Origin of the sequence: Acinetobacter sp. YH12069 (assembly GCF_013419675.1) — a bacterium.
In the GTDB taxonomy this organism is placed as follows: Bacteria; Pseudomonadota; Gammaproteobacteria; order Pseudomonadales; family Moraxellaceae; genus Acinetobacter; species Acinetobacter amyesii.
This window is the reverse complement of record NZ_VOZS01000006.1, coordinates 119,392-133,716: the sequence shown is the minus strand read 5'-3', so window position 1 is coordinate 133,716 and position 14,325 is coordinate 119,392. Positions and strand designations below refer to the sequence as shown.

Here is a 14,325-nt window from a genome sequence, read left to right as displayed (position 1 = left end):
TGAAATTATGAATAATCAAATCATCAATACAGATAATCCAAAAAAATTTAGATATTAGGATTAAGACTATGCCTGCATATAAAGCGCCTTTACACGATATTCGTTTCTTAATGAATGAAGTGCTCGATTACCCAGCACATTACAAAACTTTGTCTAATGGTGAAGCTGCTGATGCAGACACTGTCGACATGATTTTAGAAGGTGCAGCGGATTTTTGTGAAAACATCCTTTCGCCTTTGAACCAAACGGGTGATGAAGAAGGCTGTCATTTTGAAAATGGTGATGTGAAAACACCAAAAGGGTTTAAAGAAGCCTATGACCAATTTGTACAGGGTGGCTGGCAAGGTCTGTCTTTCCCTGAAGAATTTGGCGGTCAAAACTTGCCACAGTCGTTGAATCTCATCAAATCTGAAATGATGGGTACAGCAAACTGGTCATTCCAAATGTATCCGGGTCTCAGCGTAGGTTGTATCAACACCATTCTACAATTTGGTTCAGAAGAACAGAAAAACCAATATTTACCGAACCTTGTTGCTGGAACTTGGTCAGGCACCATGTGCTTAACTGAACCTCAATGCGGTACCGACTTAGGTCAGGTAAAAACCAAAGCGGAACCTCAAGCTGACGGTAGCTATGCAATTTCTGGTACAAAAATCTTCATCTCTGCGGGTGAGCATGATTTAACAGATAACATCGTGCATATCGTACTTGCTCGTCTTCCAGATGCTCCTGCAGGTACTAAAGGGATTTCATTGTTCATCGTTCCAAAATTCCTTGTGAATGCAGACGGTTCAGTGGGCGAACGCAACCCTGTGACTTGTGGTTCGATTGAACACAAAATGGGGATCCGTGCTTCAGCAACAGCTGTGTTGAACTTTGACAATGCGATTGGTTACTTGATCGGTGAAAAACACAAAGGCCTACACGCAATGTTCACCTTTATGAACACTGCACGTATTGGTACAGCGATCCAAGGCATTGCACATGCTGAATTGGCATTCCAAGGCGCTCTTCCATATGCCAAAGAACGTATGTCTATGCGCGCACTTTCAGGTAAAAAAGATCCTGAAAAAGTAGCCGATGCGATTATTCACCATGCAGACGTACGTCGTATGCTTTTAACTCAAAAAGCGATCGCTGAAGGCGGCCGTTCAATGATTTACTATGCAGCTCAAATTGCGGACAAAATGACTGATGCTTTAACCCGCGGTGATACAGCAGCGTTTGAAGCACATGATGACCACTTAGGCTTCTACACCCCGATTCTCAAAGGTTTCTTAACCGAAATGGGTTATGAAGCTGCAAACCATGGTATGCAAGTATACGGAGGTCATGGTTATATTAAAGAATGGGGCATGGAACAAATTGTTCGTGACTCACGTATCTCTACTCTCTACGAAGGCACAACCGGTGTTCAAGCACTAGACTTGATTGGTCGTAAAGTTCTGCTGACCTCTAAAGGTAAAGTGATTCGTGACTACACAGCTGAAATCTTGAAGTTCTGTGGTCAACATGCACGTAACAAATACATGCGTCGTTTTGCGTGGGACTTAACGAAGCTTTGCGCACAGTGGAATGCATTAACGGTTCGTATCATGCTTGCAGCACGTAAAGACCGTGACATCGTATCTTCTGCTTCTGTCGATTTCTTAATGTTCTCTGGCTACGTGATGATGGCTTATTTCTGGGCACAACAAGCTGCCGTAGCTTCTGAAAAATTAGCAGAAGGCAATGGTGCAGAAGTTCCTGAGTTCTATAAAGCAAAAATCAAAGTGGCTGACTTCTACTTTGAACGTCTATTACCACGCTCACAAGGTCACGCTGAAGCAATGGTTAACCCATCGAAGACCATGACTTCTTTGGCTCCTGAACACTTTAGCTTTGACTACTAAGCTTTAAACCGAGTTAAATGACTCTATAAAAAGACCGCTTCGGCGGTCTTTTTTGTCTTCTCTTTTAATTTTGATCTATAGGAATTACGAGTAGTATTCTTAATTTCTTCATGAGGTAATAACAATGTATAAAGATGAACTTTATATGGAGAAATTTTGTTGTATTTTTCAACAAAAATAGAACACCTTATCGCTAAAACATAATTTTATTTAATAAATATTAAATACTTAAAGTAAATTTAACTCCATAATTTTAGCTTTACATTTGTATCTCATACAACTTCATATCTTCTGCATAGCCTCCCCCTATGATGACTTCATTAATTCATAGAGAGCGTAACCATGAAAAAATTGATGTCTTCATTGATGATTGGTCTGATTGCAACAACTGCGACAATGTCCGCTATGGCAGCGCCTGCATTCGATCATAAAAATCCACCACCTGCTGCACACTTCGATAAAAAACCTGTGCCACCTAAAGCAACACATCACAAATCTGCTGGGCCCCACATGGTGAACAAAGAACATCAACAAGCTCATGCGAAATTTGCCAAACAAAACCATAAGGCCACAGCATTTAAAGCCAATCAACACAAACCTGTACCGCAGCATAAATTACCCCCTATGCCACCGAAACATCGTTAAGTTAAACTCAAAAAAAGACCGCGAATGCGGTCTTTTTTAATCTTTACTTTGCTTTATCAGCAATAAATTCTTTGATCTCTATGGGTTTATCTTTCACCAACTCAACTGTCCCTTCATTCACACCATTAAAGTTTTTAAAATGAATAGAAACGCCTTGTTCATTGGCAAGTCGTACACCACTTCCAGAAACCGCTCGTTTCAACTCATAAACCCGATCAGAATTATCCGTCAATTGTGCAGTTTCAAAATTATCTTTGGTTTTTAGCTCAATCGTCAGATCTTGCGGCCCAGTAAAATGAATAACTTGCTCGTCCTGAGCAATAGCAATGTCATTCGACGGAGTAGTTGCTGACGCTGGTTCAGTTGATACCGTGTTTTCTACTGTAGCCTTTTTATCTGCACAACCAATCAAAGCTAAACTGAATACTGCAGCACTTAAAATATATTTCATTTTTAGGATAGTCCTTCTTGTAATATGTATTGGATTATTACAGGTCTAATTTTACAAATTGGACGCAAACTACATTAGAAATATAAAAATTTACGTGCTTTTTAAATTAAAAAAACAATTTTTCAATAGCATTCATTACAAAAACTCTTCCAACACTGAGTTTAAAAAGATATGCCCCTGTTCAGTACAAGACAAACGCTCAGGATCATTCACCATCAATTGACGCTGACGTAATGAAGCCAATAATTCAGAGATTGGCGCTAAACTCTCACCCGTTCTCTGCGTATACAAACTTGCATCTACACCATGATTTAGCCGTAAAGCATTCATCATAAATTCAAAAGGCATGTCGGCTGCTTCGATGCGCTTAAACTGAAGATGTTCAGCAGGTACTTTGGCTAAATAGTCTTTCGGCAATCGGGTTTTTTGGAAACGATACACCCCGTCTGGCATGGTCACTTTACCATGCGCGCCTGCGCCAATCGCTAAATAGTCACCAAACTGCCAATAATTTAAATTATGTGCCGACGGCTTTTCTTTACGCCATGCAGATACTTCATAATTGATAAAGCCTTGCGCTGTTAAATAGGCTTCGCCCTGCGCTTGAATCTCTTCAAGCACATCATCGACAGGCAGAATCGGCTGGGTGCGGAAAAAGACCGTATTCGGCTCAATCGTCAACTGATACCACGACACATGTGTTGCGCCATTTTCCACAGCCAATTTCAAATCCAAAAGCGCTTGCTCAATCGCTTGTTCAGGCAGGCCATGCATCAAATCGACATTCACCCGTTCAAAACCTGCTTCCCGTGCATGCTGAATGGCAGAAATGGCATCGTCATTCGAGTGAATCCGACCCAGTTTTTTCAGTTGCTCGGTATTAAAACTCTGCACACCGATAGATAAACGATTAATCCCTGCCTCTAAATAACCTGAAAAAGGATCGTGCTCAACCGTACCGGGATTGGCTTCCAAGGTAATTTCACAGCCCTTTTCAAATGGCACCAATGCTTTGAGCTGAGTAAATAACCATTGATAACCTTGGGCAGAAATCAAAGATGGTGTACCGCCACCAATAAATACACTATGAATCAGGCGACCCTGAGCAAAATCGACTTGCGTTTTAAAGTCTTCAACCAACGCCTGTAAATATTCTTGTTCTAAGTCCAAAGACAATTCACCATTCGGCACCGCATGCGAATTAAAGTCACAGTATGGACATTTACGCACACACCACGGCATGTGAATGTATAAAGACAAAGGAACGAGTGCAGGATTTAATTCAGCCAAGGAGTATGCTCAAAATGCGTTGAAGAATACTGTTTATTTTAACATGACTGCATCAGAGTGCTTATGAAAACTCTGATCGAATACAGTAGACTGATCATATTAAAAAAGAATTTGCTGATAACAAGATGAAAATAAGCAGCCATTTATTGTACTTACTGCCGCTCGCGATGGGTATTGGTATCGCCATGACCATTCAAACAGCGATCAATAGCCAATTGCGTGAATATTTATATTCACCGCTGCAAGCTGCCCTTTTTTCTTTTTTGGTTGGTACAATAGTCCTCGCCTTTATGGTGTTTTTTCAATCGGCCGAAAAACCGGACTTTGCAAGTTTTGCTCAAATCCCTTGGTATTTATGGTTGGGGGGATTTTTGGGTGTTTATGCCATCAGTATCAGTATTTATACCGCACCGAAACTGGGTTTTTTATCCCTCTCCGGTCTGATTATTTTTGGACAGATCTTAATGTCGATGGTATTTGACCATTTTGGCTTGCTCGGCACTGAAAAAACCCCGATTAACTGGCAACGCTTATTGGGTGGCGTGGTGATTTTTATTGGTGTGCTTCTCACTTTCCAACGCTAAGACCTCATTCCTAAGCACCTCACAAGAAATGAGTACATTCTGTGTCTACTGTCACGGCTGTAACAAGCAGCAAGTATGAATTAAAACAACTGTTTCATTTAATGATCCCGATATTGATCACGCAATTTGCGCAAGCGGGATTTGGTCTCATTGATACCATCATGGCTGGACACATGTCCGCCAATGACCTTGCAGCCATTGCGGTCGGGGTCGGCTTATGGATACCAGTCATGCTGCTGTTCAGCGGCATTATGATTGCCACCACCCCATTGGTTGCCGAAGCCAATGGTGCTCGGACGCCTGAAAAAATTGCCACCATCGCCCGTCAGTCTTTGTGGGTTGCATTATTTTTAGGGATCATTGCCGCATTAGTCTTACAAGCTATGCCGCTGCTTTTACCGTTATTGGGTGTCCCTGAAGTATTACTTCCGAAGGCGAGCTTATTCTTACACGCCATTAGTTTAGGTATGCCTGCTGTCACCATGTACGCAGCTTTACGTGGTTACTCAGAAGCATTGGGGCATCCACGTCCAGTCACTGTGCTGAGTCTGCTGGCCTTATTGGTGTTAATTCCACTGAACTTTATTTTTATGTATGGTTTAGGCCCAGTCCCTGAACTGGGTTCTGCTGGATGTGGATTTGCCACCGCGATTTTGCAATGGTTAATGTTCTTTGCTTTGGCGATGTACGTTTTCAAAGGATCGGCCTATCAAAAAACCCAACCTTTCGCTGCTTTTGAAAAAATGAACAGTGAATGGATCAAACGTATCTTAAAACTTGGCTTTCCCATTGGCCTGGCCATTTTCTTTGAAGTCAGTATTTTTAGTACAGCCGCTATTGTTTTGAGTCCCTTAGGCGAAGTTACCATTGCAGCGCATCAAGTCGCCATTTCGATTACCTCGCAATTGTTTATGATTCCCATGTCACTGGCGATTGCGCTGACCATTCGAGTTGGTACCTATTATGGGGAAAAGAACTGGCTAGCGATGCGAAAAGTCCAAAAAGTTGGGATGTTGACAGGAACGGTATTTGCCCTGATTACTATGCTGTTGCTTTGGCTTTTACGTAATGAAATTGTGTCACTGTATACTAATGATTATGATGTAACTCAGCTTGCCGTGTATTTGGTCTTGTTCGCGATTGCCTATCAGTTGATGGACGCATGGCAAGTCAGTGCCGCAGGGTGCTTACGCGGTATGCAAGACACCAAAGGACCAATGTGGATCACCATGATCGCGTATTGGATCATTGCCTTCCCTGTAGGAATCTATCTTGCACGCTTCACCACGACTGGTGCTGCAGGCGTTTGGATTGGCCTAATTGTGGGTCTGACTGTCGCATGTATACTGCTACTTACACGTTTATTTATGATGAATAAACGTTTAGCACAAGCGGGATAAGCCCTAAAATATCATATAAAAAGTTATTTAAAAATACGGCTACGCTATGCAGAAGATTAATTCAAATTAACTCACTGCATAGCAACACCATAAATAAAAAGCACGAAGAAGAGGAAAATAAACATGTCCCATGTATTTCGCTCGATCAGTCTCTGTCTGAGCTTAGGCTTTTCCATGTCACTACAGGCTGAACAAACGATCAACCGACATGAATTTCCTTTGTATCACGCACCCATCAAAGTCCAATCACAACCTGAATTTGATTACATCAATCAAGCACTTTGGACAGCCTTTCGCTTTTATCATGAACAACAAGCGAACTCATATACCGCACGTTTAAAGTTAAGTTGTCAACAGTCTGGCATGGCTTATACCTATCAGGACTTCATCAAGGCCAATCCAAAGTTTGCCTCTGCGGACGATCAGGATTTTATCGTGACGCAAAACCTCATCACCTTGAATGAAAATTTACACCATAACCAATGCAGTAAATATCTCGGTCCACATTTAGAACTGGAAAAAACTGAAGCAACTGATGTTACGGAGTGACATCAGTTGCTCAATTTGATTCAAATAAAAAACGATACGCGGAAATGTCATCCGCAATTGTTTGAGACAGGACTACCTCTAAACAAAAATGTTTTTGCAATACTTTAAATAATTAGACGCTAGCGAACGAGTTTTGTCGGTGAGGTGCATTGCACCGCAAGATGGTTTCCTTGCGAAGCACGCTTCTCATTTTGCCGAATGAGAAACAACGTTTCGTAAGAGTACCTCCAGCTGAAGGCTAATCCCTTTATTCAATCCCTAGATGAAAGACTCCGTCGAATAAAATTAAAAATCTTTTTTTAAATGCGTAAATACTTTTACAGGCATAACATCAGTAAAGCAACTAAAGCAGTAAAGCCAACTAATTAAGCGCCTCGATGGCATTTTTTAAACCTTGTGGCACTTGGCTGGCATCTTCTACGTCTTTCACGATCACCTGCCTGACGATCACATCTGTCCCATTAAAACTCATGGTTGGCGAGCCATACAATTCATAGCCTTCATTTAAAGCTTTGGTCACACGGGCACAGAAATTGACATCATCTTTACCAGTTAAATAGCGATACACTTTCATCGTTCAGTTCTCTTCTAGCGACGCGATATTTTAAACCATTCAGCGTGTGGCTTAAATTTGCCTGAATTATTTTCAGTATTTACATTTTTGCCCATCATTTTATCAATAGAAATAAAGTCTTAACAATTTAAAGTAGGCAGTTTGTGTTTTGTCGCCTATGATCGGTAATAGATAATAAATGATGATCTTGAGGAACATCACATGGCAAAAACGGCTAGCACACCGGGTCGTCGCTTTATGAAACTTGCCAGTATGACGGCAAGCATTGCTACTAAAACCGTTTCCAATTCCATCCGCAATATCACTGCCGATGAAGAACAGAAAAATGCATCTCGCAGTAAACTTTTTCAGGACATCGGTCTGCAAATTGCAGATACTTTGGGTGAAATGAAGGGTGCGGTGATGAAAGTCGGACAAATTGCCTCGCAGTACAAAGACATTTTTCCACCTGAAGTCGCAAAGGCCATCAGTAAATTACAACGCCAAGCGCCAGCCATGCCTTTTGCTGAAATTAAGGCTCAAGTAGAACAAGAACTCGGCAAACCCCTCGCGCAAATTTTTAAAAGTTTTGAAGAACAACCTTTTGCCGCTGCATCCATTGGGCAGGTGCATAAAGCCGTGTTACCTAATGGTCAGCAGGTGGTGGTGAAAGTGCAATATCCGGGTGTCGAAGAAGCCTGTGAAAGTGATTTAAAACAAGTTCGGCTTGCACTTCGTCTGATGGGCGTATTGAAAATTGATCGGAAGTTACAAGACAAGCTATTTCGTGAAATTCAGGACAGTTTGGACAACGAACTGAACTATGAAATTGAAGCACAAAACTTAGATGTTGCGCGTGCGTTTCATAGTGCGCTGGATGACAAAATCATCATTCCACAGGTCTATAAAGATTATTCTTCACGTCATATTTTGACTCTAAGTCTAGAGCTTGGCGACAGTATAGAAACTGCCAGTACGTGGTCACAAGAAACACGAAATGCCTTGGGAAGGCGCTTATTCCGTGCCATTGGCCGTGAAATTTTCTTCCTTAAACGTTTCCACTGTGACCCGCATCCAGGCAACTTCGCCTTTCGTGAAGATGGTTCAGTCATCGTATATGACTACGGCGGTGTGAAAACCCTGTCTCCTGAAATCGTGTCGCACTTTAAGCAATTGATTAATGCTGCACGCAAGCACGATATTCCACTGATGGAACAGCAACTTGATGCCCTACATTCCCTCAATGAACTCGGTAAATTCCCTGCGGAGTTGTATGAACAATGGCTTGAAGTACTGATGCGTCCACTGACCACACAATACGACTTTGCTGAAAACTCAGCGCACCATGACGGGGTAGAATTAATTAAACCTTCTCTTAAATACTGGGATGTGTTTAAACCGTCACCGGATACCTTGATGGTGAACCGGACTGTTTCAGGACATTATTGGAATTTGATTCATTTGAAAGTGCATGACAATCTCAATGATCTTTTTGATGAGTTGGTCCCACCTAGCGCTTAAGTGAATATGACGCGCTGATTGCCTGATGAATTTCGGGCAATATTTGCATTTCATATTGTTATGTTATAACATTTCTTTAATCAATAAATTTAAGGAACAGAAGAATGCGTGCCAACATCCATCCCGAATACCGTGAAGTGCTCTTTCATGACACCAATGCCAATGCCTTTTTTGTGATTGGCAGTACTTTAAGCACCAATCAAACCAAAGAGTTTGAAGGCAAAACTTATCCATATGTGACGCTCGATATCTCAAGTGCATCACATCCTTTTTATACAGGTGAACAACGTCAAGTGAATAATGAAGGACGTATTGCGAACTTTAATAAACGCTTTGCGCGTTTCAAACGCTCACAATAAGTTCAGTTTCGATTAAGTTTTTGCTTTTAAAATTAAAGCATTGAAGAAGTTCAGGGTTCCCCTCCTCCAGCCTGAACTTCTTTTTTTATGTCTGAAATTTTGAGGTTTTCAAGCGTTGTTTTAAACATCTATTTTTAAAATCGACTGAAATAAGTAATATCCCAGCCCCAATACGATGACACCAATCACCACACTGGAAATGGCATAACTAAATGCCAGCCCACTTTGCCCTTGTCTAAGCAGTTGAAAGGTTTCTAAGCCGAAACTCGAAAAGGTGGTAAAGCCGCCTAAGATCCCGACCATAAGTAATAAGCGTGCTTCATTTTGTAGAACGGGATATTTTTGGCTAAATGCAAAAAACACACCTGCACAAAAGCAACCTAAAATATTCACCCACCATGTTGCCCATGGAAAGAGCACGGTTGGCTTAGCCAATAACAGTCCTGCCGCATAGCGAAGTGTTGCCCCAATTGCGCCGCCACATGCGACCAAAAGCCAGTTCATAGTTGTCCTACTTCAACATCATTGGTATCTACAATTTAGGCAACAGACTGCCTAAGGTCGCCCTTCAATATACACGCATTTAATTTACGCAAATAGTGTTAAATGTTTGGGCCAAAGCTTGCTATAGTCTGCAACACTTTGCGGTATTTTTTATTGAAAGAGGACATTATGGCTCAGGAATTATTAGATCAACTTCAAGCAGGGACTGCGAAATTTTCAGATGTGATTGCATTTATTGAAGCGCGTTATAACCACACAGCAACCGCTTTTACCAATGGCAAACAAGCCAATGCAGCAACTGAAAACCAAGGCAGTGCCAAAGTATTTTCTTTTGCCCAATTGAATGGTCTAAACCAAGCTGAAACCTTAAGTCTTTTTGCTGAACATTATGCTGCTGTATTGGCAACACCAGACGCAACTGACCACCAAAACATTCGCCAATTTATGCAAAATGGTTGGGAAGGTATTCAATTTGACGGTCAAGCGCTCAGCGCGAAATAATGCCTAGGTAGACGTTCTAAATCAGTTCGTCTGCAATAAAAAAGCCAGTACAAATACTGGCTTTTTTTATCGTTCATCATCTGTTCACATCAGGACACTCGAACTCTGCAAGTCCATTCAGCCATCGCGGTTTTTTCCCAAGCTCGTGCATGCTTCAAATGTAGTAATTCTTCACCCGCAGTCGTTGCGGTAAAACGATAAGTTTTTTGACCGCCTCCGCCTAGTACTGGTGTCGTATCCGCATCAGCTTGCTGTTGAGCTGACTGAAACACTTCTTCAACTTTAAAAAGTTTCGGTTGCTCAGCCAAAGACCATACATACCCAGTACTTGGATTTTCGTTTAACAGCACTTCCAAAGTCTGTCCACGATCCATCTCAAGCAAAGTCGGACAACTTTGCTGTTCAGTAAATACATGGGTTTTCCCATCTACAGTTGAACTCATACTGGTACATCCACCAAGCGCCAAACCACTCGCCATCATTAGACTCAAAATAAACTTTTTCTTTATCGTCATTTTCATCATCAAATTATTTTACCTTGAATCTAATGCACACCGATTTCAAATACGATCTCGATACAATCGAAATTTAGCCTTTGACTTTTTCAATCCACTGAATCGAACTGACACGAAAAACTTCACAAGCCCCATCACCCGTATCTGTTGGGGTCAAAGATGAAGTCCAAACCAAATCTTTGTCTTTCACCTCAACCAAATCCCCTTTTAAACGCACAAGATCACCACGTTTTACTTGAGTAATTTGTTTCGCAATTTGCGGGTTTGCAGGAATGATGTGCATATTCGACACCATCATCATCGCTTGCTTTTGCGGTACAGGAACGCGATCCATTTTCCAATTTAAGAAACGGTCATATTGATTGACTGAAATCGTACGAGCAATTTCTGGCTCTGCAAATAAGCCCCAACTGACTGCATAATCGATCGGAGAAAATTTTGCTTGTTCATCTGTTTGATAGGTTTTTGAACCTAAAATTCGGAAATCACCTTTAAATTCTTTCAAGGTGGAAATTGACTGGCCTTTGGCAGCAGGTGCTAAGCCTTTGGCAATATTATAATCTGAAGACGCTTGGACACCGACATTCAATAAAAAGCCTGCAAGCACAGTACTTAATGCAATTCGCTTGATCATCGCGTTATCCTCTTACCCTGTAATACTTCACATTACTCAATTTTAATTCTGCAATTGAGCCGACTTCATCTATTCATAATGCCCCAACCTGAACATGAGCTTAAAATCCCGTAGGTTGAGCCTGATGAATGTCGTTTTCACTAGTTGTAACTCTATATTACGCACACAGTCTGCATAAACCTTATGAACTTGGTAACAAAATGCTGTTATTCAGTCAATTGGCCCATATCCACGCCCTACCACATGATTTAAAATTAAAAAGACATGATTTACACTTAAAAAAAAGCCAACAACAATACCCGCTATGATTTATAAATTTTATCAACAACACATTTTTCCGCATCTTTTAAATCAAGTCATGCAAGTACCGAGCCTGATGGATAAACGACGCGAACTCCTTTTAGCCGTGTCTGGTGAAGTACTCGAAATTGGCTTTGGTACAGGTTTGAATTTAGCGTTTTATCAAAATGTTGATACGGTTTTTGCCCTTGAGCCCAATCCTGATATTTTTCATTTAGCTGCTGAACGTGTACATGCGGCACCCTTTGAGGTACAGCATATTTTAGCCGGTGCTGAAAAATTACCCTTTGCAGATGAAAGTCTAGATCATGTCGTGAGTACATGGACCTTATGCAGCATTGCCGATATTGAAACTGCGCTTGAAGAAATCTACCGCGTCCTTAAACCAACAGGGACATTTCTTTTAGTAGAGCATGTACAACACAATGAAAATCGGAAAATTAAGCAGTTACAACACCTACTAACGCCCATTCAAAAGAAAGTCGCAGATGGCTGTCATTTGGATCGTAATATGCAAAAGTTGCTTGAAGATGCCCAGTTTGAGTGTTTTGAAACGCAGTATTTTGATGCAGAAGGCATTCCAAAAATTGGACAGCGCATGTTGCTCGCCCGCGCACGGAAGTTGAGTTAAAGCGTCCAAGGCCATGTTTAAGCAAAATCAAATCTAGATAAAAGTACCTAGTCTTTGATTAGTCGAATGGCATTAATTTTTAGGATATGACAGGGCTTTTTATTCAACACATTATAGGTGTTATACGACTTCCCTGTTTTGATGGAATGCACATCCACCCATTCACCCAAAATCTCCACGCGATCACCTGATTTTAAACGCCGAATACGATTTGCGACATCTTCGGATTGAGCAATCACACTAACATTTTGCAATTCGGACTTGAGCTGTTCAATTTGTGTCGAGGGCGCGTCTTTCGCTTGCACACTAAAACAGCGGTTCTGCTGAGACCATTCAAGATGGTATTTTAAAGATTGGATATCATTTGCGCCTGAACTCAGTAGCAGATCAATATTGCTGACATAGGCCAAGTCTTGAAAGCCACCCACCACGGTCGGTGCTGCCGGATGTAATGTACGACTACTCGCACTGTAGTAGCGTTTATCCAACAGCAAATATTCACCGGAAAATGCCTGAGTCGCTGTGACCTGAAAATTTTTCAGCACACCTGTCTGCTCTAAATGTGGAATGGCACGAAAATATTCAGACCATATCCACAGCATGAGCGCAAAAACGGCTGCAGTCGCTAAGAGTTTTTCCATGTGAATATTCTGTCCTTATTACTTTTCGACGGTTCTGAGCCTGAATCACGCGAGCTTAAATATGCTCAAAATCAATTCGGATGGTTTCAAAACGCACTCGCCCTTCGGCAATGGCTTGAGCAATCGCTTGTTGCCCTTTGGTCAAACGTGCCCCACCACTTTTAATATCAATCAGCACCACTTCGATGTCTTCAGCGAGTCCATCACCATCACGAAAGTCGGTATAGCCATCAAAAACCACATAATCGATCGGGTCACCGAGAAACTTTGCATCGCTAGGTAAATATTGAAATTCAGGCATGATCGGCGCCATTTGTTCGGCCATTTTGCCTTTTAAAACAGCACGACTGGTATTTACACTGCGTTTTTGTGCATGGGCCAAGGCCTGCTGATGTTCCAATTCTAGTTCTGCAATATATTGCTCGTATTCTGCCTTAATCCTTCCATTGCGACTGCCACTTAAAATTAAGGTGGTCAGTACAATCCCAATACACGCGCCAATGAGCATGGCCATCCAGACAGACATTTAAAATTCCTAATCTTTTTAAGATATTACAGCGAAACGTATAGAAAAAACTTAGACTTTGGTTCTTTGTCATATTCCCCGCATTAAACAATGATATGCTAGGGATGAGCAGAATAAAATCTATTTAGGTCGATGAAAACGATATTAATTGCCAATCAAAAAGGTGGTTGTGGCAAAACCATCACAGCAATCAGTTTAGCCTCTGCACTTGCGCAAAAAGGTTATAAAGTGGCCTTGGCAGATGCTGACAATCAAAAGTCTGCACGTCAATGGCTCAAACAGCGCCCAGAGACTGCCGCCCCGATTCAGAGCCTAGATTGGCGTCATGAAAAATCGATTGGTGATGTGCCGAAAGGGATTGAATATCTAATTATCGATGCTCCGGGTGCGTTATCGGGTGAACATGCAGATCAGTTGGTGAGTGAAGCTCACGCCATCGTTACCCCGCTACAACCATCTTTCTTCGACATAGACTCGACCCGTCGTTTTTTAAAGCATTTACAAGAAATTAAACGGATTCGTAAAGGTAAAGTCCAAATCTTATTGCTTGCCAATCGTGTAAAACACAATTCTGCTCATTCCAAAGAAATTCAAGATTTTTTCAATAAAGTTGAACAACAGCCCGTTGCTTGGATTTCTGAACGTACCGCTTATGGTCAACTTGCCATGCAAGGTCTTTCGGTTTTTGATAAAACGCAAAAATTGTACCTCGGAATGCAACAACAATGGCAACCTGTGCTCAATGCCATTATTGAAGACGAAGCCGAGTGGTTTTAACACATCATTCCACATTTTGTTGATATAAAGGCCAATCTTGCAAGGATCTAGC

General features: G+C 41.5%; 18 protein-coding genes. 10 read left to right on the top strand and 8 right to left on the bottom strand.

Features of this window, described 5'->3' with window-relative positions:
* The first annotated feature begins 68 nt into the window (after window positions 1-68).
* Both FTU16_RS05660 and FTU16_RS05655 read left to right on the top strand, forming a co-directional pair.
* Entirely contained in the window at window positions 69-1,892 is a 1,824-nt protein-coding gene (locus FTU16_RS05660) for an acyl-CoA dehydrogenase C-terminal domain-containing protein (RefSeq protein ID WP_168379095.1), read from the top strand.
* A gap of 342 nt (window positions 1,893-2,234) precedes the next feature.
* On the top strand, window positions 2,235-2,537 hold the full coding sequence (locus FTU16_RS05655) for a hypothetical protein (protein WP_180039449.1): 303 nt from the start codon (window positions 2,235-2,237) through the stop codon (window positions 2,535-2,537).
* Window positions 2,538-2,580: 43 nt separating this feature from the next.
* On the opposite strand, the gene FTU16_RS05650 is transcribed toward FTU16_RS05655, so the two are convergent.
* Both FTU16_RS05650 and hemW read right to left on the bottom strand, forming a co-directional pair.
* Entirely contained in the window at window positions 2,581-2,988 is a 408-nt protein-coding gene (locus FTU16_RS05650; protein ID WP_180115995.1) for a hypothetical protein, read from the bottom strand.
* A 135-nt stretch (window positions 2,989-3,123) separates the two neighbouring features.
* The gene (gene hemW, locus FTU16_RS05645) at window positions 3,124-4,278 is read right to left on the bottom strand and encodes a radical SAM family heme chaperone HemW (RefSeq protein WP_180162882.1); all 1,155 of its coding nucleotides are present in this window, start codon (window positions 4,276-4,278) and stop codon (window positions 3,124-3,126) included.
* Window positions 4,279-4,403: 125 nt separating this feature from the next.
* Between hemW and FTU16_RS05640 the strand changes: the two genes are divergently transcribed.
* From FTU16_RS05640 to FTU16_RS05630, 3 genes are all read left to right on the top strand, one after another.
* Entirely contained in the window at window positions 4,404-4,862 is a 459-nt protein-coding gene (locus FTU16_RS05640; RefSeq protein WP_180064829.1) for a DMT family transporter, read from the top strand.
* A 41-nt stretch (window positions 4,863-4,903) separates the two neighbouring features.
* Entirely contained in the window at window positions 4,904-6,262 is a 1,359-nt protein-coding gene (locus FTU16_RS05635; RefSeq protein ID WP_306670494.1) for an MATE family efflux transporter, read from the top strand.
* 123 nt (window positions 6,263-6,385) lie between these two features.
* On the top strand, window positions 6,386-6,811 hold the full coding sequence (locus tag FTU16_RS05630) for a hypothetical protein (protein ID WP_180162881.1): 426 nt from the start codon (window positions 6,386-6,388) through the stop codon (window positions 6,809-6,811).
* A gap of 361 nt (window positions 6,812-7,172) precedes the next feature.
* On the opposite strand, the gene FTU16_RS05625 is transcribed toward FTU16_RS05630, so the two are convergent.
* Entirely contained in the window at window positions 7,173-7,385 is a 213-nt protein-coding gene (locus FTU16_RS05625; protein WP_180162880.1) for a DUF1737 domain-containing protein, read from the bottom strand.
* A 201-nt stretch (window positions 7,386-7,586) separates the two neighbouring features.
* On the opposite strand from FTU16_RS05625, the gene FTU16_RS05620 reads away from it, so the two are divergent.
* Window positions 7,587-8,885, top strand: coding sequence for an AarF/ABC1/UbiB kinase family protein (locus FTU16_RS05620; protein WP_180039443.1), 1,299 nt, complete (start codon window positions 7,587-7,589; stop codon window positions 8,883-8,885).
* Window positions 8,886-8,989: 104 nt separating this feature from the next.
* Window positions 8,990-9,244: a type B 50S ribosomal protein L31 gene (locus FTU16_RS05615; RefSeq protein ID WP_078189321.1), complete on the top strand. Its 255-nt coding sequence runs from the start codon at window positions 8,990-8,992 to the stop codon at window positions 9,242-9,244.
* 120 nt (window positions 9,245-9,364) lie between these two features.
* Here FTU16_RS05615 and crcB read toward each other — a convergent pair whose 3' ends face one another.
* Window positions 9,365-9,748 carry a fluoride efflux transporter CrcB gene (gene crcB, locus FTU16_RS05610; RefSeq protein ID WP_078189322.1) on the bottom strand — a complete coding sequence of 128 codons (384 nt, stop codon included), beginning with the start codon at window positions 9,746-9,748 and terminating at the stop codon, window positions 9,365-9,367.
* A gap of 168 nt (window positions 9,749-9,916) precedes the next feature.
* On the opposite strand from crcB, the gene FTU16_RS05605 reads away from it, so the two are divergent.
* The gene (locus FTU16_RS05605) at window positions 9,917-10,249 is read left to right on the top strand and encodes a HopJ type III effector protein (RefSeq protein WP_078189323.1); all 333 of its coding nucleotides are present in this window, start codon (window positions 9,917-9,919) and stop codon (window positions 10,247-10,249) included.
* Window positions 10,250-10,338: 89 nt separating this feature from the next.
* Here the strand turns inward: FTU16_RS05605 and FTU16_RS05600 are convergent, their stop codons facing one another.
* Complete coding sequence (locus FTU16_RS05600) at window positions 10,339-10,764, bottom strand: protease inhibitor I42 family protein (protein ID WP_257225656.1); 426 nt, start codon at window positions 10,762-10,764, stop codon at window positions 10,339-10,341.
* A gap of 73 nt (window positions 10,765-10,837) precedes the next feature.
* Window positions 10,838-11,398 carry a hypothetical protein gene (locus tag FTU16_RS05595; protein WP_078189325.1) on the bottom strand — a complete coding sequence of 187 codons (561 nt, stop codon included), beginning with the start codon at window positions 11,396-11,398 and terminating at the stop codon, window positions 10,838-10,840.
* A 304-nt stretch (window positions 11,399-11,702) separates the two neighbouring features.
* Here FTU16_RS05595 and FTU16_RS05590 point away from each other — a divergent pair, with 304 nt between their 5' ends.
* Window positions 11,703-12,329, top strand: a complete 627-nt coding sequence (locus FTU16_RS05590) for a class I SAM-dependent methyltransferase (RefSeq protein ID WP_180162879.1) — start codon at window positions 11,703-11,705, stop codon at window positions 12,327-12,329.
* A gap of 47 nt (window positions 12,330-12,376) precedes the next feature.
* Here FTU16_RS05590 and FTU16_RS05585 read toward each other — a convergent pair whose 3' ends face one another.
* A complete protein-coding gene (locus FTU16_RS05585) occupies window positions 12,377-12,970 on the bottom strand; it encodes a hypothetical protein (RefSeq protein WP_168378147.1) in 594 nt (197 codons plus the stop codon).
* A gap of 55 nt (window positions 12,971-13,025) precedes the next feature.
* A complete protein-coding gene (locus FTU16_RS05580; protein WP_078192492.1) occupies window positions 13,026-13,496 on the bottom strand; it encodes a Holliday junction resolvase-like protein in 471 nt (156 codons plus the stop codon).
* A gap of 132 nt (window positions 13,497-13,628) precedes the next feature.
* On the opposite strand from FTU16_RS05580, the gene FTU16_RS05575 reads away from it, so the two are divergent.
* Window positions 13,629-14,273, top strand: a complete 645-nt coding sequence (locus FTU16_RS05575) for a ParA family protein (protein ID WP_180066155.1) — start codon at window positions 13,629-13,631, stop codon at window positions 14,271-14,273.
* The last annotated feature ends 52 nt before the right edge of the window (window positions 14,274-14,325 follow it).